Genomic DNA, 22,278 nt, shown 5'->3' with positions numbered 1-22,278 from the left:
GTCGGTACTGCGATCGCGTTTATTTGCGTTCATTTGCGGATAAAAAATGACAGACCTCCGACATTTTCCTAAAACCCTCATCCTGGGCCTGGGCAAGACGGGTCTGTCTTGCGCCCGCTATCTGGGCAACCAGGGGGTCACCGTGGCGGTCATGGATTCGCGCCAGGAGCCTCCGGGCCTGGAGGAGGCACGCCGGGAGCTGCCGGATCTGCCCCTGTTCCTCGGCGGCTTCGATCCGGACGTCATCAGGGCCGCCGAACAGCTGATCGTCAGCCCTGGCCTGTCTTTGCGGGAACCTCCCATTGCCGAAGCAGCGGCGCGGGGGGTGCCGGTGCTGGGGGATATCGAGCTCTTCGCTCGGGCTGTGCGCGCCCCGGTAGCCGCGATTACCGGCTCCAACGGCAAAAGCACGGTCACCACCTTGTTGGGGCGGATGGCGCACCTGGCCGGCGTCCGGGCAGCGGTGGGCGGGAACCTGGGGCAACCGGCCCTGGATCTGCTCGATGACGGCGTGCAGCTCTATGTGTTGGAGCTGTCCAGCTTTCAGCTCGAGTCTACCCGGTCTCTCGCACCCGAGGCGGCGACCGTGCTCAATGTCTCGGCGGATCATATGGACCGTTATGACAGCCTGGCCGATTACGCCGCCGCCAAGCAACGGATTCTATCCGGCGCCCGAACGGCGGTCCTCAACCTGGACGATCCCCAGGTGCGGGCCATGGCGGGTGTGGCGACGCGGGATATCGGATTTTCCTTGGGGCCACCGGAGAGAGAATCGGATTTCGGATTGATCGAGCAGGCTGGTGCCCCCTGGATTGCCCGCGGAAATGAGTGCCTGCTGCCAGCTAATGAGGTCGTAATAAAAGGCCGCCACAATCTGGCCAATGCCCTGGCCGCGTTGGCTATGGGTCAGGCCTGCGGTCTGCCGGAGGTGGCCATGTTGGAGGCCCTGTGTACCTTCCGTGGGCTGCCCCACCGCACCGATCTGGTGGCCACCAAAGGGGACATCGACTGGTACGACGACTCCAAGGGGACCAACCCGGGAGCGACCGTTGCCGCCCTGAGTGGTCTGATCGATCCCGCGGGTCCCAGACGGGCGGTCCTCATCGCCGGCGGCGAGGGTAAGGATGCCGACTTCACCCCCTTGGCAGCGGCGGTGGAGCGTGCGGCGCGGGCGGTGGTCCTGATCGGGCGCGACGCCTCCCTGATCGAACGCACGCTCGATGGCCGAGCGAAGCTACTGCATGCCCAGGACATGACGGATGCGGTGCGCCGCGCCTTCGCTGCCGCATGGTCCGGCGATTGTGTCCTGCTCTCCCCGGCCTGTGCCAGCTTCGATATGTTCAAAGACTATGCCCATCGAGGTCGGGTCTTCGCGGCGGCGGTGGAGGCACTCGAGGTATGAGCGCCGAGGATCGGGTCCCACAGGCAGACCTCAACGCGCATCCCGACGCTGCGGGAAAGCGGGCGGATCCCGCTTCGAAGGCGTCGCAGCGGGATCGCCGCCAGGTCGGTAGGTTGCCGGACCTGGACTGGCCGCTCCTGGCCTGTGTGCTGATGCTGTTGGGATTCGGGTTCGTGATGATGTCATCCGCGTCCATGCCCATTGCCGATCGTACCTTCGCTGCCCCGCTCCATTTCGTGATCCGGCATGCCTTGGCCTTGGGGCTGGCCGTTACGGCAGGAATCCTGGTGTTTGCCACCCCCTTGGCCTGGTGGGAGCGGTCGGGACCCACCTTGTTCTTCCTGGGCCTGGTCTTGTTGGTCCTGGTCCTGGTGCCGGGAATCGGGCGCACGGTCAACGGCGCCAGCCGTTGGATTCCGCTTGGGCCCCTCAACCTCCAGAGCTCCGAGTTCATGAAGTTCTTTGCCGTCATCTTCGTGGCCGGCTATCTGGTGCGCCGCCGCGAGGAGGTGGTCACCAGCCTGTGGGGATTTCTCAAGCCCATGATCCTGATGGTGATCGCCAGTACTCTGATCATGCGCCAACCGGACTTCGGCACCACCGTCATCCTGCTCGCCACGGTGCTGGGTCTGCTGTTCCTCGGAGGCGTCCGGCTGACCCATTTCGCGGTTCTGTTTGGGATGCTGACGATGGCCGCCGTGATCCTGGTGGCGCTGGAGCCCTATCGGCTGGAACGGGTCACCTCCTTCATGAATCCCTTCGCTGACCCCTTCGATACCGGCTTCCAGCTCTCTCAGGCACTCATCGCCTTCGGTCGCGGGGAGTGGCTCGGGGTCGGGCTCGGGAACGGTATCCAGAAACAGTTTTTTCTCCCCGAGGCCCACACGGACTTTCTGATGGCGGTTATCGGTGAGGAGCTCGGGCTGGTGGGCACCCTGACGGTAATCGCGGCCTTCGGCTTTTTTCTGTGGCGGGTGCTGGTCATCGGTGCCCGCGCCGAGCGCGCCGGTTGCTGGTTTGCCGCCTACGCGGCCCACGGGTTTGGGTTGGGCATCGGCCTCCAGGCCATGATCAACATCGGCGTGAACCTGGGTCTGTTGCCGACCAAGGGGCTCACCCTGCCCTTCATGAGCTACGGGACCAACAGCATCATCGTCACCTGTATGGCGGTGGGACTTCTGCTGCGGATCGACCGGGACCTGCGGCTCGGGACCGTGGAACAGAGATCCGTGGAGGGGATGACATGGGCGCGCGCTTAGGAGCCTGTCCGGCTTACGCGTTCGTCGCGAGGGAGCGCGGGGCCGAGGCAGATTTTTTGATCGATTGAGGCGAATAGTGGGCCTATTTAACGAAATCGAGCGGAAAATCTGGCCGGCATCCGCGGTTCCGCAGCAGAACAGCCGGCTCCTCTGTGTCATGGCCGGGGGCACCGGCGGTCATGTCTTCCCTGCCTTGGCGGTGGCCGAGTTGCTGCGCGAGCAGGGTATGGAGGTGTTTTGGATCGGCACCAGGCGCGGCCTGGAGTCGCGGCTGGTCCCCGCGCATGGATTTCCGCTGGAATGGATCGGCATCGAGGGGCTGCGGGGCAAGGGGGCGCGGCAGATCCTGGCGGCTCCCTTCAAGCTCTTGGCGGCCCTGCGTCAGGCCGCGGGTATCCTGCGCCGGCGCCGACCCGATCTGGTGTTGGGGATGGGCGGCTTTGCCGCCGGGCCCGGTGGACTCGTGGCCAAGCTCTTAGGAGTTCCCTTGGTGATCCAAGAGCAGAATCGGGTGCCGGGACTCACCAATCAATGGTTGTCCCGCATCGCCGCGCGGGTGTTCGAGGCCTTTCCCGGTAGTTTCCCCGCAGGACGCGGTGCGATCACCAGCGGCAACCCGGTCCGCCCGGAGATCCTGGCCTTGAAAACGCCGCGGGAGCGGATGGCGGCCCGGTCCGGTCCCGGCCGTCTGCTCGTGATCGGGGGGTCCTTGGGAGCCAAAGTGCTCAATGAGACCGTCGCCGGGGCGGTCGCCTCTCTCCTCCCCGAGCAGCGACCGCAGATCCGCCATCAGGCCGGGGAGCGCACGCTGGAGACGGCCCGTAGGGCCTATGCCGAAGCCGGCGTCCAGGCCCAGGTGATCCCGTTCATCGAAAATATGGCGGAGGCCTATGCCTGGGCGGATCTGGTGGTATGCCGGGCCGGTGCCCTGACCGTCTCCGAGCTGGCGGCAGCGGGGGTGGGCTCGATCCTGATACCCTATCCCTACGCGGTGGACGATCACCAGACCGGTAACGCCCGTTACCTGGCAGACGTGGGTGCCGCGCAGCTCTTACCCCAGACCGAGCTCTCCCCGGCGTCCCTGGGTGCGGCGCTGGCCGGGTTATTCAGCGACCGGTCACGCCTGATCGCGATGGCCCAGGCCGCCCGCGGTCGGGGGTCGCCGGATGCGGCGGCGCGGATCGCTCGGGCCTGTTGGGAGGTCGGTGGGGCATGAGCGTGGCGATGCGTTTCGGGGCCGATAATATGGGGCGGATCCGCCACCTGCATTTCGTCGGTATCGGGGGTTCGGGCATGAGTGGGATCGCCGAGCTCATGACCAACCTCGGCTATCGGGTCTCCGGCTCCGACCAACAGGCGAGTGAGGCAACCCGGCGGCTGGAGGGCCTGGGCGTGATGGTCCGGATCGGACACCGGGCCGAGCAGGTACAGGGGGCCGATGCGGTGGTGGTCTCTACCGCCATCGACGCGGACAACCCAGAGCTAGGCGCCGCCCGAGCGCAGCGAATCCCAGTGGTACGCCGCGCCGAGATGTTGGCCGAGCTCATGCGTTTCTACTATGGAGTGGCGGTGGCCGGGACCCACGGCAAGACCACAACCACCAGCCTGATTGCAAGTGTGCTGGCCGAAGGCGGGCTGGATCCGACCTTTGTGATCGGTGGGCTCCTGAACAGTGCCCGCGCCAACGCCCGATTGGGCACCAGCCAGTACCTGATCGCCGAGGCCGACGAGAGCGATGCCTCCTTCCTCTATCTGCAGCCCATGCTGGCGGTGCTCACGAACATCGACGCCGACCACATGCACACCTACGACAATGACTTCGATCGCCTCCGCAACACCTTCATGGAATTTCTGCACCATCTGCCCTTCTACGGGTTGGCGGTCTTGTGTATCGACGATGAAGAGGTCCGCGCCCTGGCGCCCATGATCCCACGCCCGGTGCGTACCTATGGCACCCGTGCGGAGGCGGATGTACGGGGCGAGGACGTTCGCCAGGACGGCCTACGCATGGTTTTCTCCGTGCATTGGGAGGATCGGGAGGGGCCCCTCCGGGTGGAGCTCAATCTGCCCGGGCGTCACAATGTGCTCAACGCCTTGGCCGCCATCGCGGTGGGCCTAGAGCTAGGCGTGGAGGAGACAGCCATCCAACGCGCATTGCGTGACTTCCAGGGTATCGGCCGCCGCTTTGTCGTCAGAGAGATCAAGGCGGGGGACGGTCGTGAGCTGATTTTAGTGGACGATTACGGGCATCATCCGCGGGAGGTAGCGGTCACGCTCGAGGCGGCGCGCCGTGGTTGGCCGGGGCGGCGACTGGTGCTGGTGTTCCAACCGCACCGCTTCACCCGCACCCAGGAGCAGTTCGAGGATTTCGTGCAGGTGCTGTCGGATGCGGATGTACTCGTCTTGTGCGAGGTCTACGCGGCAGGAGAATCGCCGCTGCCGGGTGCCGACGGTCGCACCCTGAGCCGTGCGATCCGGGCCCGCGGCGAAGTGGATCCGGTGTTCGCCGGAGAGCTGGAGGATGTCCCCCGCATCCTGGGGACCCTGCTGGAAGACGGCGATTTGGTGCTGACCATGGGGGCCGGCGATATCGGCGCCCTGGCGGCTCGGCTGCCGGAGCTGTTGCAGGTGGAGGGAAGTGGTGATGTGTTATCCGATTAATACTCTGTTTCAGATCAGGAACCACGGATGAACACGGATGGACACAGATGGGTTCATGAAGATGAGACGCGGCAGCCCGTAGGGTGGGCTGTGCCCACCAATACCGGGCTTGGCTGGTGGGCCAGCCCACCCTACGAGTCTGTGCGATGGAGGTGCAGATCACTGGGCTGAAGCTCGACTTGGTTTCCACTGGCTCCCACGCTCCAGCGTGGGAGCAAGTCCGGACGCTCCAGCGTCGATAAGCGGTCAGGTAGACCCCAGCCAATGCCTTATCGGTACTGCGGGTATAGTCCGCTGGAGCGGACAAGATGGCGTTCCCACGCTGGAGCGTGGGAACGAGCACAACCCGAAACACTCGCTGTGGGCATCAGGCATGCTGGTTCATGCCGACCAACCTCGGTGTTCTCTATGCCCTCCGTGGTGAAAAATGCCAAGATCGAATCGAAGCACAGAGAACACAGAAAATGGAAAAAGATCCAGCCCGTAGGACGCGGTGAGCGCGGTGATTCTGGGCTTGCCGGCCGGTGTACGCCCTCCCCGCGCGAACCGCATCGATGGATGGCCCGTGCCCGACACCGAGGTTAGATGCCTGAGATGAGCATGTCGATTGCAGCAAGAATTTCGTAGCGGAAGTTTTCCAGTGAAGTAACTTCAGTTTTCAATATCGATTTAGGAACCGAAGTCATTTGATGAGTTAATAAAACAAAATTACCTTCATCAAGGTGAATAACTGGGCATAATCTTTTTGCATTAGTATTGTTCAAGGTAGCATGGGGGGAAAGTGGTATAACTAGGCGAGAGTTCAAATCTTCAAGTAAAGAGTTTTGAACATCAATGAGGTAAGGGTAGGTTTTATTGGAGGAACTATCTTCGTTCTTATAAAGGGTAAATTGGCTCATCAAAAATCTCGGTAAGCACTTGAAAATAAGCCATTCTTGTCAGCTAATTTGTTTAATTTGTCTATGGCTTTTTTATTGGTTTCACGCCAATTGGCTCGTTCAGCTTTTCTTAGCTCATCTTCAAGGGCATGCTCCAGGGTCGCTGAGAGGTTGATATTGAGCTTTCTGGCTTTGGCTAGTAGCTCGCTGTTTATGCTTAGGTTGGTTGCCTTTTTTGAGGCTGTGTCATCATATAAATGGCGCATGGTTAGTCGCTCCGAACGGGTGGTGCGCATACAGGGTGCGCATTACTAATGTAGCAAGAATAATGGCATCTAACAATTAGATAGGCTCAACCCTATATTTCCGCTGGAGCGGACAAGATGACATTCTCACGCTGGAGCGTGGGAACGAGCACAAAATGCAACATCTTGTAATTTTCCGCTATCGGTGCACAATATCTTGTGCCTGAATCGTTACCTTTGTTTTATGGATTTGCAATATCAGTCGAAGCTAGGCACTAGAGGCGCGGTGGACCTCCGCGGCGAGCTGCGCGTAGACGAGCCCCTGGCCCGTCACACCAGCTGGCGGGTGGGGGGACCGGCACGCCGCTTGTTTCGGCCGGCGGATGTCGCCGATCTGGCGGTTTTTTTGCAGGGCCTGGACCCGACCGAGCCTGTACTCTGGCTCGGGCTGGGCAGCAACCTGCTAGTGAGCGATGCGGGTTTTGACGGCACCGTGATTCAGACCCAGGGTTGCCTGAATACCCTGGAGCCTGTGGGGGAGCGGGGGGTCCGGGCCGAGTCCGGGGTCCCCTGCGCCAAGGTGGCACGCTCCGCAGCCAGGCTTGGACTCACCGGGGTGGAGTTCCTGGCCGGGATCCCCGGTACCATGGGTGGTGCCTTGGCCATGAACGCCGGTGCCTATGGGGGGGAGACCTGGGACCGGGTCAGGCGGGTGCTCACCATCGACCGCCGGGGTGAGCTGCGTGAACGTCTGCCGAAGGACTTCCGCATCGGTTACCGCCGGGTCCAGGGTCCACCGGGCGAGTGGTTTTTGGGGGCGGAGCTGGGGCTGGAGCCTGGAGACACCGCGGCCGGCTTAGCGCGCATCCGTGAGCTGCTCGAGCGGCGGGGACGTGCCCAACCGATCGGGCTTCCCAGTTGCGGCTCGGTGTTCCGCAATCCCCCCGGAGACCATGCCGCGCGGCTCATCGAGGCGGCGGGCCTGAAGGGATTGCGCGTGGGCGATGCCCAAGTATCGGAAAAACACGCGAACTTCATCGTCAACACCGGGGCCGCCAGCGCATGGGACATCGCCCGGCTTATCGAATGGGTGCAGTCGGAGGTGGCGCGTACCAGCGGGGTGCGCCTGACGCCCGAGGTGTGTCGGGTCGGGGGTTGGGGATCATGACCTCACAAGCGGACAAGTTCGGCAAGGTGGCCGTGCTCCTGGGCGGACAGTCGGCCGAACGTGAGATCTCCCTCAAGAGTGGTGGTGCCGTGTTGACGGCCTTGGTACGTCAGGGGGTGGACGCCCATGGACTGGACCTGGCGCAGACCGGTGCCTTGGAGCAGCTAGGTAGCGGTGGATTTGCGCGGGCGTTTATCATCCTCCACGGTCGCGGCGGCGAGGATGGACAGATCCAGGGTGCGCTCGAGACCATTGGGTTAGCCTACACGGGCTCGGGGGTGTTAGGCTCGGCCTTAGGGATGGACAAATACCGTTGCAAGCGCTTGTGGCAGGGTTGTGGTCTGCCGACCGCGGACTTCGCATTATTGCGGCAGGAAGCGGACCTGGCGCAGGCAGGGGCCCTGGGTTTCCCCCTCATGATCAAGCCGGCCCGTGAGGGCTCCAGCATCGGGATGGCACGGGCGGACGATCCCGAGACGCTGGTCAAGGCCTGGCGCGCAGCGGCGCAGTACGATGCCCTGGTCCTTGCCGAACGCTGGATCAAGGGTCCCGAATATACCTGCGCCGTCCTGAACGGCGAGGCCCTGCCTCTGATCCGCCTGGAGACGCCGCGTGACTTCTACGACTATGAGGCCAAATATCTTGCCGATACCACCCGTTACCTGTGCCCCTGCGGCCTGGATGCCGAGTCGGAGTCATGCCTTAAGACCCTGTGCCTGGATGCCTTCGATACGGTCGGCGCCGCCGGCTGGGGGCGGGTGGATTTCATGCTCGACGGCAGTGGGCAGCCGTACCTGCTGGAGGTGAACACCGTGCCCGGCATGACCGACCACAGCCTGGTACCCATGGCCGCCCAGGTCCATGGGCTGGATTTCGATGCCCTGGTTTGGCGCATCCTGGAGACCAGCCTTGAATAGCCCCGAACAAACGATGGCCAAGGATCGCGTGGCCGGAAAACCGACCTTGGGTCGGCGGTTGGTGCGCTGGGTGTGGGCGCTGGGGTTGTTGTCCCTGTTGGGAGGTAGCGGTTATCTACTGATGCGTTGGGAGCCCCAACGGCTGCCGGTGCGGGTGGTAACGGTGGATGGGGTGCTCAAGCACCTGTCGTCGCATTGTTTGCGAGAGACGGTGATCGCGCAGCTGAATGGCGGCATCCTGACTCAGGACCTGGTGGGGCTCAAAAGGGCGGTAGAGGCCATCCCCTGGGTACGGTCAGCAAGCTTGCGGCGTCGCTGGCCGGATCGCTTGGAGCTCACGGTGGTGGAGCGGGTAGCCGTGGCGCGTTGGGACGAAGACACCTTGGTAGACGCCGACGGCGTGATTTTCAAGCCCGAAGCCGGTGCTACTCCGCACGGGCTGCCCAGACTTTCGGGAATGGAGCAGGATGCCTTGCAGCTAGTGAAGCGCCTTGTGGACTGGGAGCCGCGGCTGCGTGCCCTTGGCCTCGAGATCGAAACCCTTGCCCGGGATGCCCGCGGGGCCTGGACCTTGCGCCTGAGTGCGGGATTCAGCCTGGCCTTGGGCAAGGAGCGGGTTCAGGAACGGATCTTAAGGTTCATCCGGGTCTACCCCCGGTTGGCCGCCACCGGGGTGCCGTCGCTGATGGATATGCGCTACAGCAATGGGTTGGCGGTCCGGTGGGTGGGAGGCGAAGGCGATGCTCCGGGGCCTGACGCCGTGGGAGCCGTGCGGTCAGCAAAACTAAAGTCCCGGACCTCGGGACCCTCCAGGAGTCGAACCGAATGTTGAGACGAGGCGAAAAGAATCTCCTGATCGGACTGGATATTGGTACGTCCAAGATCGCCGCCCTGGTGGGCGAAGTGAAGGACGACGAGGGGATCGAGATCATCGGAATCGGTACCCACCCATCCTGGGGGCTCAAGAAGGGTGTGGTGGTGGATATCGAGTCCACCGTGCAGTCCATCCAACGCGCGGTGGAAGAGGCGGAGCTCATGGCGGGTTGTGAGATCCACTCCCTCCATGCCGGCATCGCGGGCAGCCATATCCGCAGCCTCAACTCCCACGGCATTACCGCCATCAAGGAGCGGGAGGTGTCCCAGGCAGACGTGGACCGGGTTATCGATGCGGCCAGGGCGGTAGCGATTCCGGCCGATCAAAAGATTCTCCACATCCTCCCCCAAGAGTTTATCATCGACGAGCAGGAGGGCATCCGCGAGCCCATCGGTATGTGCGGAGTGCGGTTGGAGGCCCGGGTCCACATGGTCACGGGCGCGGTCAGCGCGGCTCAAAACATCGTCAAGTGCATTCGGCGCTGCGGGCTGGAGGTAGACGACTTGGTCTTGGAGCAGCTCAGCGCCAGCTATGCCGTCCTGGGCGAGGATGAGAAGGAGCTGGGCGTCGCCTTGGTGGACATCGGCGGCGGTACCACGGATCTGGCGGTATTCACCGACGGTGCCATCCGCCACACGGCCGTGATTCCCATCGCCGGCGACCAGGTGACCAACGACATCGCCGTCGCCCTGCGGACCCCCACTCAATACGCGGAACAGATCAAGATCCAATACGCATGTGCCTTGACCCAGCTCGCCAGAAACGGCGAGACCATTGAGGTCCCCAGCATCGGTGAGCGTCCGGCTCGGCGCCTGGCCCGTCAGACCCTGGCGGAGGTCGTGGAGCCACGCTACGAGGAGCTCTTGGGTCTGCTCCAAGCGGAGCTGCGCCGCAGCGGCTTCGAGGACCTGGTGGCGGGAGGCGTCGTCATGACCGGCGGCAGCGCCAAGATGGAAGGGCTCACCGAGCTGGCCGAGGAGGTCTTCCATATGCCGGTTCGGCTCGGTATCTCCCAGCACGTAACCGGCCTCAAGGATGTGATCAGTGATCCCGTCTACGCGACCGGCGTCGGGTTACTGATGTATGCCCGGCAGCACCGGCTCATGCAGCGCTTGGAGCTGTCGGAGTCCGCCGGTCTGAAGGCGATCTGGGAACGGATGAAGAGCTGGTTTCAAGGCAATTTCTGAACGTCCGCCTGCCCTGGCTGGGGACCGGCGGGCGTGACTGGGCAGTACGCGGGCAGGGCCTCCATGAGATCCTGCAAGACGAGTCGATCCAATGCGGGTAACTATTGAGCAAAATCAGGAGAAAACCGATGTTTGAACTAGTGGATACCAACGGCCAGGATGCGGTCATCAAGGTGATCGGTGTCGGCGGCGGCGGCGGCAATGCCGTCAACCAGATGGTGGAGTCTTCCATCGAGGGGGTGGATTTCATCTGCGCCAACACGGATTCCCAGGCCCTGAAGAGCTCCAACGTCAAGACCATCCTCCAGCTGGGGGCGGACATCACAAAGGGACTCGGCGCCGGTGCCGACCCCAAGGTGGGCAAGGAGGCCGCATTGGAGGACAAGGAACGCATTCATGATGCCCTGGAGGGTGCCGACATGGTCTTCATCACGGCCGGCATGGGCGGTGGAACCGGGACGGGTGCCGCTCCGGTCGTCGCCCAGGTGGCACGGGAACTGGGTATCCTGACCGTGGCCGTGGTGACCAAGCCCTTTGCGTTCGAGGGCGCCAAGCGGATGAAGGTGGCGGTGGAGGGGATCTCCGAGCTGGCGAGCCACGTCGATTCACTCATCACCATCCCCAACGAGAAGCTGCTGGCCGTGCTCGGTAAGGAAATGAGTCTCTTGAACTCCTTCAAGGCGGCCAACGATGTGCTCCTGAACGCTACCCAGGGGATTGCCGAGCTCATCACCCGTCCTGGCCTCATCAATGTGGACTTTGCGGATGTCAAGACCGTCATGGCCGAAATGGGTCAGGCGATGATGGGGACGGGCATCGCCAGTGGCGAACAGCGGGCTCGGGAAGCGGCCGAAGCGGCCATCAATAGTCCTTTGCTGGAGGACATCGATCTGGCCGGTGCCAAAGGGATATTGGTCAACATCACCGCCGGCATGAGTTTGTCCATCGGTGAGTTCGACGAGGTGGGCAATACGGTGCGGGACTTTGCGGACGACGACGCCATCGTGGTGGTCGGCACCGTCATCGATCCCGACCTGAGCGAGGAGCTGCGCGTGACCGTGGTCGCTACCGGCCTTGGAGAGGGGCGCAGAGCGCAGCTTTCGAAGCCGGCCATGGGCGAGTCGCCGATCCATCTGGTGCCACGCGGGGGCACGGGGTCGGTTACCCCCGATTACCGAGACATGGAACGCCCGGCGGTCTATCGCAAGGGCTACCAGGGTGTCGCTGCGGCCGCGGTCGCGCAAGCCCACCCGGATGCGGTCGAGGAGACGGATCTAGATTACCTGGATATTCCCGCGTTTCTGCGCCATCAGGCAGACTGAATCACTGAATCAGGGTAAACCAGAAAAGAGGATCACGAAGAAAATCAATAAATTTTCTTGTAAAGACGTTTCGTACCTGATTAAATAGAGGGAAAACCCTAATCGAGGAAACTCGGGGTTGTTCCCTCCGCCTCCGATGGACGGCTGAGATGGACAAACACGAGAACCAAGGAAGGACACCCCCGGGTTGGCGTTAAACGGCTGGGATGCCTCCTTGCGAAGCACCCCTGACGAACGCAGGGTGGCTTCCGCAGGGCAGAAGGCACGGGGAGTGCGATGGGAGGTATGGTAATGATCAGGCAGCGAACCCTGAAAAACGTGATCCGAGCTACCGGGGTGGGGTTACATACGGGCAACAAGGTTTGCCTGACATTGCGTCCGGCTGCGACGGATACCGGGATCGTGTTTCGCCGCGTCGATCTGCCGCAGCCGGTGGAGATCCGTGCCTGTCCCGAGAACGTGGGCGACACCAGGTTGTCGACTACCTTGGTCAAGGGGGACGTAGGTATCTCCACGGTGGAGCATCTGCTCTCCGCCTTCGCCGGTTTGGGGATAGACAATGCCTACGTCGACGTGAGTGCCCCTGAGGTGCCCATTATGGACGGCAGCGCGGGGCCCTTTGTGTTCCTGATCCAGTCGGCCGGTGTCGAGGAGCAAAATCGGCCGAAGCGTTTCATCCGTATCAAGCGGAGGGTGGCCGTGGAAGATGGGGACAAACGCGCCATCTTTGAACCCTACAATGGGTTCAGGGTGGATTTCTCCATCGATTTCGATCATCCGGTCTTCGTATCGCGGGTGCAGGAGGCCAGCGTGGACCTCTCCACGACCTCCTTCGTCAAAGAGGTCAGCCGCGCGCGGACATTTGGCTTCCTGCGCGATATCGAGGCATTGCGCCAGAGCGACCTCGCCCTTGGCGGCAGTATGGACAACGCCGTCGTGGTGGACGACTACCGGGTGCTCAACGAGGAGGGTCTGCGCTACGAGGACGAGTTCGTCAAGCACAAGATCCTCGACGCCATCGGTGACCTCTACCTGCTTGGCCATTCGTTGATCGGCGCCTTTTGCGGGCACAAATCCGGTCATGCCCTCAACAACTGCCTGCTGCGGGCGTTGATGGCCGACGCAACGGCATGGGAACAGGTTGTGTTCGAGGATTTCAAGTCCTCGCCGATTTCCTATCTGCAGCCGTTGGTTGTGTCGTCCTAGCGATTCCGTGTGCCGGTCTTCGCCAGCCGGCGCAGCGCGGCTGCAAGCCGGGCATCTTCGGTGCCTGCGGCCGCGTCCATCAAATGCTGTACCGTTGTTGCAGACAGCGTGTTGTTTGAGGCCTTCGAGGAGGATATGGAGGCACCAGGCCGAACGCGGATGCGGCAGGTGACGATGGGGCCATGACGCGGGGTGAGATGATGCTCGAGCTCCGGGGTAAAGAAGCGTAGGCGTGACGACCAGACCGGGGAATCCGTGAGCAACGTCAGTACGCCAGTATCGAGGGAGGCGTACAGACAGTGCTCATCCAGGGGCGGGGGCAGGACGGCTTGGATCTCACGCAACAGCTGGGTGTGGCCTTCGATCGCGGCGAAACAACCAGCGGTTTTCTCATTCTGTCGCAGGAAGCGGCAGGCGTGTTGGAAGCGTTTAGGCACGAACGGAAGTGCGGCTCGAATGGGGGTATTGCTGACAGGACGGCCAGAATTTGCTAAAATTACGAAATTATTCAGCTTGATGGAAGGTTTCATTATGAATCGAACTTACTTACGACACAGAAGCGGGTGGAAAGGCACTGCCGCGTGGGGGATCGTTCTCGGTGTTTTGGTTACCGCGGCGGCGGGGGTCGGTTTCTGGTACGGTCGAGCGAGTGTGCCACTGAGTCTGATATCTCCGCAGATGGTTCCTGTGTTCGAGGCAATGCTCAAGGAGGAGCGCAAGATGTTGGAAGCGGCCCGCTGGAAGTCCCAAGCTCAGCTTGATGTCTTGTCCGGTCGGATCGGCGATCTGCATGCCGAAATTCTCCGCCTGAATGCGTTGGGGGGGCGCCTGGTGGAGATGGCCGGGCTGGATGCCGAGGAGTTCGATTTCGAGAGTCCGCCCCCCTTGGGCGGTCCCGCCGATGCCCGAGTGAGCAATGAAATCGAGGTGTCAGAACTATTGAGAGAGGTAACCGACCTGTCCGGTTTTATCAACGACCGCAGGCACAAGCTGAAACAGCTTGAGCAGATGATCATGGAGAAGGGCCTCGGGAAACACGCTGTCCCCTCCGGATGGCCGGTTCGGTCCGGCTATATCACCTCCGGGTTCGGATATCGCATGCATCCGATCCTCAAAAAGTACCACCTCCACAGCGGCGTCGATTTCGCCGGCAAGCGGGGAACACCCATACTGGCCACTGCCGACGGGGTCGTCATCTTCAGCGGTTGGGAGTCCGGATATGGCCGTATAGTGAAAATCCGTCATATGAATGGTCTGGTAACCTGCTACGCCCACAACCAGAAGAACCTGGTCAAGAAGGGCGACCTGGTTAAGAAGGGACAGACGATCGCCAGGCTCGGCTCCAGCGGGCGCTCCACCGGTCCTCACGTTCACTTCGAGGTCCGCAGGTACGGTAAGGCCATCAATCCCATGAACTACGTCGGCGCCAAGTCGTACCGGAAAGGGGGCGGCTGAGCAGCCTGCCCGCGCAGACCTCGCATTGCGTGTAGGTTGGGTTAGGCGCGCAGGGAAACGCTGCGGAGGGCACAGCGTCGAACGCGTCGTAACCCAACACGACACCTTCCCAGGCAACACCAAATAATGCCGAACAGCGCCAGGATCGAACGAGACCAATCCTGCGATGATTCGTGCTGTCCGGAGGGAAAAGATCCCTCCTGCGTCGGGACAGGGTTTGATGTGTTGCGTTCGACGCACCAAGGCTCGCTGATCGTCTGCCAGGTCCATTGCCGGCGTCTTAACGCAACCTACACTCACATGACCCCCCGCGCAGCCTGTCCGCGCCTCGCATTGCGTGTAGGTTGAGTTAGCCGCGCGAGAAAACGTTTGGGGGAGCACGGCGTCGAACGCGGCGTAACGCAACACGACGCTAAGATCCGTTTTAACCAGATAGCTCTAAGATCCCTCCTCGCCGCGCCAATTCCTCACAATCGCCCACGTTCGGATCTAATGTCAACGGCTCCTAAGACCGATGCAATATCTCAGTACCCGCGGTGGGGTTAAGCCCGTCGGTTTCTCCGCAGCCGTGATGATGGGCCTCGGCACCGACGGCGGGTTGCTTCTGCCCGCGACGGTGCCCCAGGTCGGTCCCGCTGAACTCCGCGACTGGTCCGACTTAGGCTTCCGGGACCTGGCGGTGGAGCTCATGCTTCCCTTCGTTGGCGACGCCATCCCGCGCGCCGATCTGGTCGCGCTGATCGGCCGCTCCTATGCGACCTTCTCCCACCAGGAAATAACGCCGCTGGTGCAGGTCGGCGGGCAACGCGTCCTGGAGCTTTTCCAGGGTCCCACGGCGGCCTTCAAGGACGTGGCGCTGCAATTTCTCGGGAATGTCTTCGCGTACCTGCTCGCACGCGACGGTGGGCGGCTGAACATCCTGGGGGCAACTTCAGGGGATACGGGTTCGGCGGCCATCGCCGGGGTACGCGGCAAGGACCGGATCCGGATCTTCATTCTGCATCCCGCGGGCCGGGTCTCGCCGATCCAAGAACGGCAGATGACCACGGTGTTGGATGCAAACGTCCACAACATCGCCATCCGCGGTACCTTCGATGACGGCCAACGTATCGTCAAAGGCCTGTTCAACGATCTGCACTTCAAGCAACAATACCACCTGGGCGCGATCAACTCCATCAACTGGGCCCGCATCCTGGCCCAGATCGTCTACTACTTCTATGCCTGGGGTAGGATGAGTCGAGGCGATCCCGGATTCCGAATCAGCTTTGCGGTCCCCACCGGAAACTTCGGCGACATTTTCGCCGGCTACCTGGCCAAGCGCATGGGGTTGCCGGTAGACCGGCTGCTCATCGCCACCAACCGTAATGACATCCTGACCCGATTCGTTACCGGCGGTCCCTACGCGGCGGGCGAGGTCCATTCGACCTTGAGCCCGGCCATGGACATCCAGGTCGCCTCCAATTTCGAGCGCTACCTGTATTTTCTGGTGGGTGAGGACCCAGCCGCGGTGCGTGCCCTGCTTGCAGCGCTGGACCGTACCGGGTGCATGCAGGTAACGGCGGAACAGCGGATAACCCTGGCCGGTGATTTCGATGCTGCGGCCGTCAGCGACGCCCAAATCCTGGACCAGATCCGAGAGACCTATGAGCGCCACGGCTATATCCTGGATCCCCACACGGCCGTTGGCGTACAGGCCGCCCGGCACCGTGCCGACATGGTTTGCCTGGCCACGGCGCACCCGGCCAAGTTCAACGATGCGGTGCACCGGGCTATCGGTATCCAGGCGCCCCCACCGCCCTGTCTGCGCGGACTGTTGGAGAAAGAGACCCGCTGCGTCTTGCTGGATGCCACGGAAGAGGCGGTACGGGGACATATCCGCAGCACCCTGGCAGCGAGCGGCGACCGGCCGTGAACCAGCCCGCGTCTGCCATCGAGATCCTCGATACCACCCTGCGGGACGGCGAGCAGACCCATGGGGTCTCCTTCTCCCCGGCGGAGAAGACCAACATCGGCAAGGCACTGCTGGAGCGGGTGCGGGTGGACCGGATCGAGGTGGCCTCCGCCCGGGTGTCCAGGGGTGAGATCGAGGCCGTGTCCGGCATCATCGACTGGGCGCGGGGAGCCGGGCTGGCCGATCGGGTCGAGGTACTCGGATTCGTCGACCACGGCAAGAGCGTGGACTGGATCCTTAAGTCCGGTGGGCGTGTAATCAACCTACTGGCCAAAGGCAGCGAGAAGCACTGCCGGCACCAGCTCGGCAAGACGCTGGGCGAGCATCTCAACGACCTACGCGCGAACATCGAGCTCGCCCGCGAGAAGGGATTGGCCGTCAACCTCTACCTGGAAGATTGGTCGAACGGCTACCGGGACAGCCGGGGGTTCGTCTACCGGCTGATGGACGGGCTTGCCGACACGGGCGTCGGCCACTTCATGCTGCCGGACACCCTGGGTGTGATGACCCCGGAGCAGGTCACCGCCGCCATGACGGACATGATCCGGCGCTTTCCCCACCTCAAGTTCGACTTCCATCCCCACAACGACTATGGACTGGCCACGGCCAACGTGATCGCGGCCGTCCAGGCGGGCGCGGCGGCGGTCCACTGCACCATCAATTGCCTGGGGGAGCGGGCCGGGAACGCCTCCCTGGCAGAGGTAGCGGTCAACCTGCGTGACCAGCTCGGATTGAACCCGAGGATCGACGAGACCCACCTGGTCCAGGTCGGCGAGCTGGTCGAGCATTTCTCGGGCAAGCGTACCGCCCACAATGCCCCCATCGTAGGCGAGGACGTCTTCACCCAGACCGCCGGCATTCACGCCGACGGCGACCACAAGGCCAGCCTCTACCATACTCGGCTGAGCCCGGAGCGTTTCGCCCGCAGCCGTCGCTACGCCCTGGGTAAACTCGCGGGCAAGGCCTCTCTGCTCAAGAACCTAGAGCGCCTCGACATCAGCCTCTCGGAGGAGAACCAGCACAAGGTACTCCAGCGGGTTATAGAACTGGGGGATTCCAAGAAGGCTATCACCAGCGACGACCTGCCCTTTATCATCGCCGAGGTCCTCGAGGGCAAGGACTACACCCATGTCGAGCTGCTCTCCTGCACCGTCACCAGCAGCCTGGACCTGCAATCTACCGCCAGCATTCGTGTCCGGCTGCAAGACGAGGTCTTGACCGCCGCTGGCAGCGGCAACGGCGGCTTCGACGCCTTCACCGGGGCGCTTGCCAAGATCCTGAAGAAAAAGGGGCTTGCCCTGCCCAGGTTGGTAGACTTTGAGGTCCGGATCCCTAAGGGCGGACGCTCCGACGCCCTGACCGAGTGCATCATCACCTGGGCCTGCGAGACCGGTGAGGTCCGCACCCGCGGCGTGCACTACAATCAAGTGTTCGCGGCCATCAATGCTACCCTGCGGGTACTGAACCTGCAGATCCAAGGCTCCCTCCAGCAGTCGCGCTCCATCGATCCTACCGCCTGAGGCGGTTCGGGTTTGGGTTTTGCCGTAATGCTGAGAAGGGGCCAGTGGCGTTTGAGTCGTTACATGACATCTGAATTCAGTACAATTAGCGACCAGAAATGAAAAACGAGCAGATGGCTTCCTCAACCGCTTGATCGACAAAGCCCCGTTCAAAATCACCACACTCCTCACCGACAACGGCAAGGCATTTACCGATCGCTTCGGCGCCTCCGGCGAGTGCCAGCCAGCCGGCGTCCATCCCTGCGATCGGGTCTGCGCCGCCAACCGCATCGCGCATCGTCTGATCACGCCCGGAACCCCCCAGACCAACGGTATGACCGAACGCTTCAACGGCCGCATCGCCGAGGTGCTGCGCACCCACCGCTTCGACTCCGCCGCCTCCCTCCAGGCAACCCTCAAGCGCTTCGTCTACCTGTATAATCACCGCATCCCACAGCAGAACTTGCACCCCAAAACGCCCCTCCGGACACGCCAACAATGGTACGCACACCAGCCCCAGCTGTTCAAAAAATATCCTCGTAATCATCCGGGACCTGACAACGGCTTGATGCCCCTGGATTGCGATGTCACGCCGTTCGATAACTCCCAGACGAAGAAGGAGGGCGTCTCGCGTACCTACGCCGGGGTGGACGGTTACGCGCCGATGGCGGCCTATCTGGGACAGGAGGGTTACTGTCTGGAGCTGGAACTGCGCGTCGGCAGTCAGCATTGTCAGAACGGCACCCCGGCTTTCCTCCAGCGTGTGCTGGAGCGGGCGCGACGCATGACTGCCGCCCCCGTGCTGTTGCGTCTGGACGGTGGCAATGATGCCATTGAGAACATCGCGGTGGTCGCGGCCCACAACGAGCACGACCCGCAGGCCGCCCCAACTCACTATGTCATCAAGTGGAACCCACGCCGGGAATGCCCTGAGAAATGGCTCGCCGTTGCCGAACAACACGGTGCGTGGAGTGAACCGCGACCGGGTAAGCGGGTCGCCCTGTTCAATTGGGATGAAACACGCACTCACAACGGTTACACCTATTCTCTGCGACGCGTCATGCGGGTTACCGAACGCACCATCGACATGCATGGCCTGCAACTCCTGGTTCCCGAGGTCGTGCTCGAAGGCTGGTGGACGAGCCTCCCGTTCGATGAGCAGACCATCACTCGTCTCTATGCCGATCATGGGACCTCCGAGCAATTCCACAGCGAGTTCAAGACCGATCTGGACATCGAACGCCTGCCCTCGGGGAAATTTGCCACCAACGCCTTAATCCTCGCCTGTGCCCAACTGGCCTACAATATCCTGCGTTGGATCGGGCAGAACGGACTGCTGGGGCCGGATCCCCCGCCACGCCATCCGGCCACGCGTCGGCGCATCCGCACCGTGATGCAAACCCTGATGTACCTGGCTGCACGGCTGATTCATACGGGGCGCCGACTCAAACTCGCCTTCGGCTCGGGTTGCATGGTGGTCTCCATCTTCCGACGACTCTACGAACGCTTGGCATACACGTGAACGAACTGCTGCTGCCGCATCAATACGCGCGCTGGAGGTCGCGGGTTTTTTCGTGCCGATTACTCACGGCGAGGTGTTGAACGCTCGCATTGACACGTCCAAAACCCAAGACTCACATCCAGTTAGCACCTCTACTGTTCCATCGCTCCTGATTAGAATGACAATTGCCTCCAATCTCGACACCAACGTAATAACTTCTCATTTACGTCACGGATTCAGGAATATATCAGGAAATCCACAACCTCTAAGAAAAGATAGTGGTAAGTTTCGAGACCACATAAGCGTTCGGTAATCTAAAGTAGAAGGCCCAAAGTGCTTGCACAGATCCAAGTTCGATGCTTCACTTAAATCAACTGCGATAAATTTCGTATTATCCAACGATGCATAAGAAAAGTCGGTGCCGCGTAAGCATGTGCCGTGAAAGTATGCCCACTCAAGATATGCATTACTTAGGTTAGCGTTACTCAAATCAGTTGTTACCGGACGAGAAAACCCGGTATATATCTTTGCTCCGTAACTAAAATCGGAACGTACTAGATTAAGCTCCCTGAAAATCAGCACCCCGTAAATCAAGTCCTCGACAGTCTTTCCACGCTAAAGTCGCTTCACGAAAATCCAATTGACAACCTGGATTAGCATCTCGCCACTCTGACAAGGCTTCTCGGCCATCGCTTAAAAGCTGACAGTGTAGGTCATTAGCCATAGATAATTTTAACAGTTCGAGTGATTTCCAAGTGACGATACACGCCTAACAGGTAGTAGACGGCGAATTGCCGTGTTTAAGTACGTCGAAACGCCTTATATACTACAACTATTGCCTCTTTTTCAAATTCATGAATATCTCTATCAACGCATCTATGGAGCCTGTCTGACTTGACGGAAAAAAAGGTGAACGAAACAGGACCTGAGATATGTGGGCTAACCAGCCGTTTCCCATGAAGAACACACCCATCACAGAACCCGGCTTGCGTATCCTCAGGGTTCTGCTGGTGGCGATGCTTGTACTCCTGATCGCTGCCTCACCGGCATTGGCGCAAAAGGTAAGGATCGCGGTGGCCGCGAATTTCACCGCGGCGGCCAAGGAGATCGGCGTCCTGTTCGCACAGGCCACGGGGCACGAGGCCAGCTACAGCTTCGGCTCGACCGGCCAGCTCTATGCCCAGATCACCCAAGGCGCCCCCTTCGAGGTTTTTCTCGCCGCCGATCAGGTACGACCCGCGCAGGCGGTTGCCGCGGGCCTGGCCGTGGCGGACAGTCGCTTCACCTATGCCACGGGCCGCTTGGTGCTGTTCAGCAGGGACGAGTCCTTGGTGACGGACGAGACGACGCTGCATAACCCCGGTATCACCAAGGTCGCCATCACCAATCCGGTCACCGCGCCCTATGGGGCGGCGGCGGTGGCGGTGATGAAAGCCCTGGGGGTCTATGTCGGACTTGCCCCTCGCCTGGTGCGGGGCAACAACATCGGCCAGACCTATCAATTCGTGGCGACCGGAAATGCCGAGGTCGGTTTTGTCGCCCTGTCCCAGGTTGCCCGGCATAATAAAGGGTCGCGTTGGCCGGTGCCGGATCACCTCCACCCGCCGCTGGCCCAGGATGCGGTCTTGCTGCGGCGCGGCGCGGATAACCGGGCGGCCCACGGGTTCCTGGCCTTCCTGAAGGGTCCGGCGGCCGCCGCGGTGAAGATGCGGTATGGCTATGGTGGCGGCAACTGACCGGCCGCTGACCTATGTTCGAGGGCCGTAGGATGCGGTGAGCGTGGTAGGACTTTCAGGACGGCGCCAGAGAGGAGGCGCGAACCGCATCAATTCAGTTATCAGTTAGAAATTTACCACTACCAAGAAGTGATCTTCATTTGCGTTCATTCGCGTTCATTTGCGGCTAAATCTTCCGTGAGAATCCTATGCCTGAGCTAGCCGGGATCTGGTCGCCGATCCGGCTGACCCTGGCCTTGGCCTCGATCACTACCCTGGTACTGCTGATCCTGGGTACCCCGATTGCCTGGTGGTTGGCCCGCTCCAAGTCACTGTGGAAGGAGGTGGTGGCTACCCTGGTGGCCCTGCCGCTGGTCCTGCCGCCGACGGTATTGGGCTTCTATCTGTTGGTGGCACTGGGGCCCAATGGCCCGGGCGGATGGGTGGCCGGCCGGTTCGGCGGGCACTCGCTGGCGTTCAGGTTCGAGGGCCTGGTAATCGGTTCGGTGCTCTACTCGATGCCCTTCGTCGTGCAACCTATCCGCAACGCCTTCGAGGCAGTCGGGGAGCGCCCCCTTGAGGTCGCTGCCACCTTGCGGGCCTCACCGTGGGACGCCTTCTGGTCGGTGGCCGTCCCGCTGGCACGCCCCGGCTTTCTGACCGGCACCGTGCTGGGCTTTGCCCACACGGTGGGTGAGTTCGGCGTGGTCTTGATGATCGGCGGCAATATTCCCGGTGAGACCAAGGTCTTGTCGATCGCGATCTATGACTATGTGGAGACCCTGCAATGGGCTCAGGCCCATCTGGTGGCCGGGGGCATGCTTGCGTTCTCCTTCGCCGTCATTCTGACCACCTTCCTGCTCGAAAGGCGCATCGGACGGGCTGGTACGGATGCTCTCAACCGCCGATAACCTCAAGTCGGTAGGTTCTTTGCGGAAGATTTATCCGCAAATAAACGCAAATGCACGCAAATGGATCAAGAATCGTTGATGATGATGAACTGATTGCAGGCGATCTGTATTGGTTCGCATCCATTGG

Annotated in this window: 20 protein-coding genes; 16 read left to right on the top strand and 4 right to left on the bottom strand. The window is 61.7% G+C overall.

Annotated elements, in window-relative coordinates:
- The first annotated feature begins 46 nt into the window (after positions 1-46).
- The 4 genes from murD (at position 47) to murC (ending at position 5,322) form a co-directional block, all read left to right on the top strand.
- Positions 47-1,402, top strand: a complete 1,356-nt coding sequence (gene murD, locus E1958_RS15240; protein WP_133512627.1) for a UDP-N-acetylmuramoyl-L-alanine--D-glutamate ligase — start codon at positions 47-49, stop codon at positions 1,400-1,402.
- Positions 1,399-2,661 (top strand): putative lipid II flippase FtsW, encoded by a 1,263-nt coding sequence (gene ftsW / locus E1958_RS15235; RefSeq protein WP_133512626.1) that lies wholly within the window; start codon positions 1,399-1,401, stop codon positions 2,659-2,661. Before murD ends, ftsW begins: the two co-directional genes overlap by 4 nt.
- Positions 2,662-2,767: 106 nt before the next feature.
- Positions 2,768-3,877, top strand: a complete 1,110-nt coding sequence (murG, locus tag E1958_RS15230) for an undecaprenyldiphospho-muramoylpentapeptide beta-N-acetylglucosaminyltransferase (protein ID WP_279512438.1) — start codon at positions 2,768-2,770, stop codon at positions 3,875-3,877.
- Positions 3,874-5,322 carry a UDP-N-acetylmuramate--L-alanine ligase gene (murC, locus tag E1958_RS15225; protein WP_133512625.1) on the top strand — a complete coding sequence of 483 codons (1,449 nt, stop codon included), beginning with the start codon at positions 3,874-3,876 and terminating at the stop codon, positions 5,320-5,322. The genes murG and murC overlap by 4 nt, the downstream gene beginning before the upstream one ends.
- 581 nt (positions 5,323-5,903) lie before the next feature.
- Here murC and E1958_RS15220 read toward each other — a convergent pair.
- A complete protein-coding gene (locus tag E1958_RS15220; RefSeq protein WP_133512624.1) occupies positions 5,904-6,221 on the bottom strand; it encodes a CcdB family protein in 318 nt (105 codons plus the stop codon).
- The gene (locus E1958_RS15215; protein ID WP_133512623.1) at positions 6,221-6,466 is read right to left on the bottom strand and encodes a type II toxin-antitoxin system CcdA family antitoxin; all 246 of its coding nucleotides are present in this window, start codon (positions 6,464-6,466) and stop codon (positions 6,221-6,223) included. The genes E1958_RS15220 and E1958_RS15215 overlap by 1 nt, the downstream gene beginning before the upstream one ends.
- 223 nt (positions 6,467-6,689) lie before the next feature.
- Between E1958_RS15215 and murB the strand changes: the two genes are divergently transcribed.
- From murB to lpxC, 6 genes are all read left to right on the top strand, one after another.
- Positions 6,690-7,613, top strand: coding sequence for a UDP-N-acetylmuramate dehydrogenase (murB, locus tag E1958_RS15210; RefSeq protein ID WP_133512622.1), 924 nt, complete (start codon positions 6,690-6,692; stop codon positions 7,611-7,613).
- A complete protein-coding gene (locus E1958_RS15205) occupies positions 7,610-8,530 on the top strand; it encodes a D-alanine--D-alanine ligase (RefSeq protein ID WP_133512621.1) in 921 nt (306 codons plus the stop codon). The genes murB and E1958_RS15205 overlap by 4 nt, the downstream gene beginning before the upstream one ends.
- Complete coding sequence (locus tag E1958_RS15200) at positions 8,523-9,362, top strand: cell division protein FtsQ/DivIB (protein ID WP_165741591.1); 840 nt, start codon at positions 8,523-8,525, stop codon at positions 9,360-9,362. Before E1958_RS15205 ends, E1958_RS15200 begins: the two co-directional genes overlap by 8 nt.
- Entirely contained in the window at positions 9,356-10,591 is a 1,236-nt protein-coding gene (ftsA, locus tag E1958_RS15195) for a cell division protein FtsA (RefSeq protein WP_133512619.1), read from the top strand. The genes E1958_RS15200 and ftsA overlap by 7 nt, the downstream gene beginning before the upstream one ends.
- Before the next feature lie 128 nt (positions 10,592-10,719).
- Positions 10,720-11,913: a cell division protein FtsZ gene (ftsZ, locus tag E1958_RS15190; RefSeq protein WP_089723847.1), complete on the top strand. Its 1,194-nt coding sequence runs from the start codon at positions 10,720-10,722 to the stop codon at positions 11,911-11,913.
- 291 nt (positions 11,914-12,204) lie between these two features.
- Positions 12,205-13,119 (top strand): UDP-3-O-acyl-N-acetylglucosamine deacetylase, encoded by a 915-nt coding sequence (lpxC, locus tag E1958_RS15185; RefSeq protein ID WP_089723846.1) that lies wholly within the window; start codon positions 12,205-12,207, stop codon positions 13,117-13,119.
- Here lpxC and E1958_RS15180 read toward each other — a convergent pair.
- Positions 13,116-13,556: a DciA family protein gene (locus E1958_RS15180; protein WP_165741589.1), complete on the bottom strand. Its 441-nt coding sequence runs from the start codon at positions 13,554-13,556 to the stop codon at positions 13,116-13,118. The genes lpxC and E1958_RS15180 overlap by 4 nt on opposite strands.
- A gap of 241 nt (positions 13,557-13,797) precedes the next feature.
- Here E1958_RS15180 and E1958_RS15175 point away from each other — a divergent pair, with 241 nt between their 5' ends.
- The 4 genes from E1958_RS15175 to E1958_RS15160 all read left to right on the top strand — a co-directional run bounded on the left by E1958_RS15175 (position 13,798) and on the right by E1958_RS15160 (position 19,546).
- On the top strand, positions 13,798-14,574 hold the full coding sequence (locus E1958_RS15175; protein ID WP_424945091.1) for a M23 family metallopeptidase: 777 nt from the start codon (positions 13,798-13,800) through the stop codon (positions 14,572-14,574).
- A 514-nt stretch (positions 14,575-15,088) separates the two neighbouring features.
- Entirely contained in the window at positions 15,089-16,486 is a 1,398-nt protein-coding gene (gene thrC / locus E1958_RS15170; protein ID WP_133512616.1) for a threonine synthase, read from the top strand.
- Positions 16,483-18,045, top strand: a complete 1,563-nt coding sequence (locus tag E1958_RS15165; RefSeq protein ID WP_133512615.1) for an alpha-isopropylmalate synthase regulatory domain-containing protein — start codon at positions 16,483-16,485, stop codon at positions 18,043-18,045. The genes thrC and E1958_RS15165 overlap by 4 nt, the downstream gene beginning before the upstream one ends.
- Before the next feature lie 130 nt (positions 18,046-18,175).
- Positions 18,176-19,546: an IS1380 family transposase gene (locus E1958_RS15160; RefSeq protein ID WP_133512614.1), complete on the top strand. Its 1,371-nt coding sequence runs from the start codon at positions 18,176-18,178 to the stop codon at positions 19,544-19,546.
- Positions 19,547-19,753: 207 nt separating this feature from the next.
- Here the strand turns inward: E1958_RS15160 and E1958_RS22110 are convergent, their stop codons facing one another.
- A complete protein-coding gene (locus E1958_RS22110; RefSeq protein WP_369334474.1) occupies positions 19,754-20,107 on the bottom strand; it encodes a pentapeptide repeat-containing protein in 354 nt (117 codons plus the stop codon).
- Between the two features lie 350 nt (positions 20,108-20,457).
- Here E1958_RS22110 and modA point away from each other — a divergent pair, with 350 nt between their 5' ends.
- Positions 20,458-21,261, top strand: a complete 804-nt coding sequence (gene modA / locus E1958_RS15150) for a molybdate ABC transporter substrate-binding protein (protein ID WP_243448309.1) — start codon at positions 20,458-20,460, stop codon at positions 21,259-21,261.
- Between the two features lie 188 nt (positions 21,262-21,449).
- Entirely contained in the window at positions 21,450-22,151 is a 702-nt protein-coding gene (modB, locus tag E1958_RS15145) for a molybdate ABC transporter permease subunit (RefSeq protein WP_133512612.1), read from the top strand.
- The last annotated feature ends 127 nt before the right edge of the window (positions 22,152-22,278 follow it).

This window comes from Candidatus Thiosymbion oneisti (genome assembly GCF_004359955.1).
In the GTDB taxonomy this organism is placed as follows: domain Bacteria; phylum Pseudomonadota; class Gammaproteobacteria; order Chromatiales; family Chromatiaceae; genus Thiosymbion; species Thiosymbion oneisti.
Note: the sequence above shows the minus strand (reverse complement) of the source record. Positions and strands in the feature narration are given on the sequence as shown.

Excerpts from the sequence above, each read along its gene's own strand:
- E1958_RS15205 (WP_133512621.1), top strand. The coding sequence starts at position 7,610 with ATGACCTCACAAGCGGACAAGTTCGGCAAGGTGGCCGTGCTCCTGGGC.
- murC (WP_133512625.1), top strand. The coding sequence starts at position 3,874 with ATGAGCGTGGCGATGCGTTTCGGGGCCGATAATATGGGGCGGATCCGC.
- lpxC (WP_089723846.1), top strand. The coding sequence starts at position 12,205 with ATGATCAGGCAGCGAACCCTGAAAAACGTGATCCGAGCTACCGGGGTG.
- E1958_RS15215 (WP_133512623.1), bottom strand. The coding sequence starts at position 6,466 with ATGCGCCATTTATATGATGACACAGCCTCAAAAAAGGCAACCAACCTA.
- E1958_RS15220 (WP_133512624.1), bottom strand. The coding sequence starts at position 6,221 with ATGAGCCAATTTACCCTTTATAAGAACGAAGATAGTTCCTCCAATAAA.
- ftsZ (WP_089723847.1), top strand. The coding sequence starts at position 10,720 with ATGTTTGAACTAGTGGATACCAACGGCCAGGATGCGGTCATCAAGGTG.
- thrC (WP_133512616.1), top strand. The coding sequence starts at position 15,089 with ATGCAATATCTCAGTACCCGCGGTGGGGTTAAGCCCGTCGGTTTCTCC.
- ftsW (WP_133512626.1), top strand. The coding sequence starts at position 1,399 with ATGAGCGCCGAGGATCGGGTCCCACAGGCAGACCTCAACGCGCATCCC.
- murB (WP_133512622.1), top strand. The coding sequence starts at position 6,690 with ATGGATTTGCAATATCAGTCGAAGCTAGGCACTAGAGGCGCGGTGGAC.
- ftsA (WP_133512619.1), top strand. The coding sequence starts at position 9,356 with ATGTTGAGACGAGGCGAAAAGAATCTCCTGATCGGACTGGATATTGGT.
- murD (WP_133512627.1), top strand. The coding sequence starts at position 47 with ATGACAGACCTCCGACATTTTCCTAAAACCCTCATCCTGGGCCTGGGC.
- modB (WP_133512612.1), top strand. The coding sequence starts at position 21,450 with ATGCCTGAGCTAGCCGGGATCTGGTCGCCGATCCGGCTGACCCTGGCC.
- modA (WP_243448309.1), top strand. The coding sequence starts at position 20,458 with ATGTGGGCTAACCAGCCGTTTCCCATGAAGAACACACCCATCACAGAA.
- E1958_RS15175 (WP_424945091.1), top strand. The coding sequence starts at position 13,798 with ATGGTTCCTGTGTTCGAGGCAATGCTCAAGGAGGAGCGCAAGATGTTG.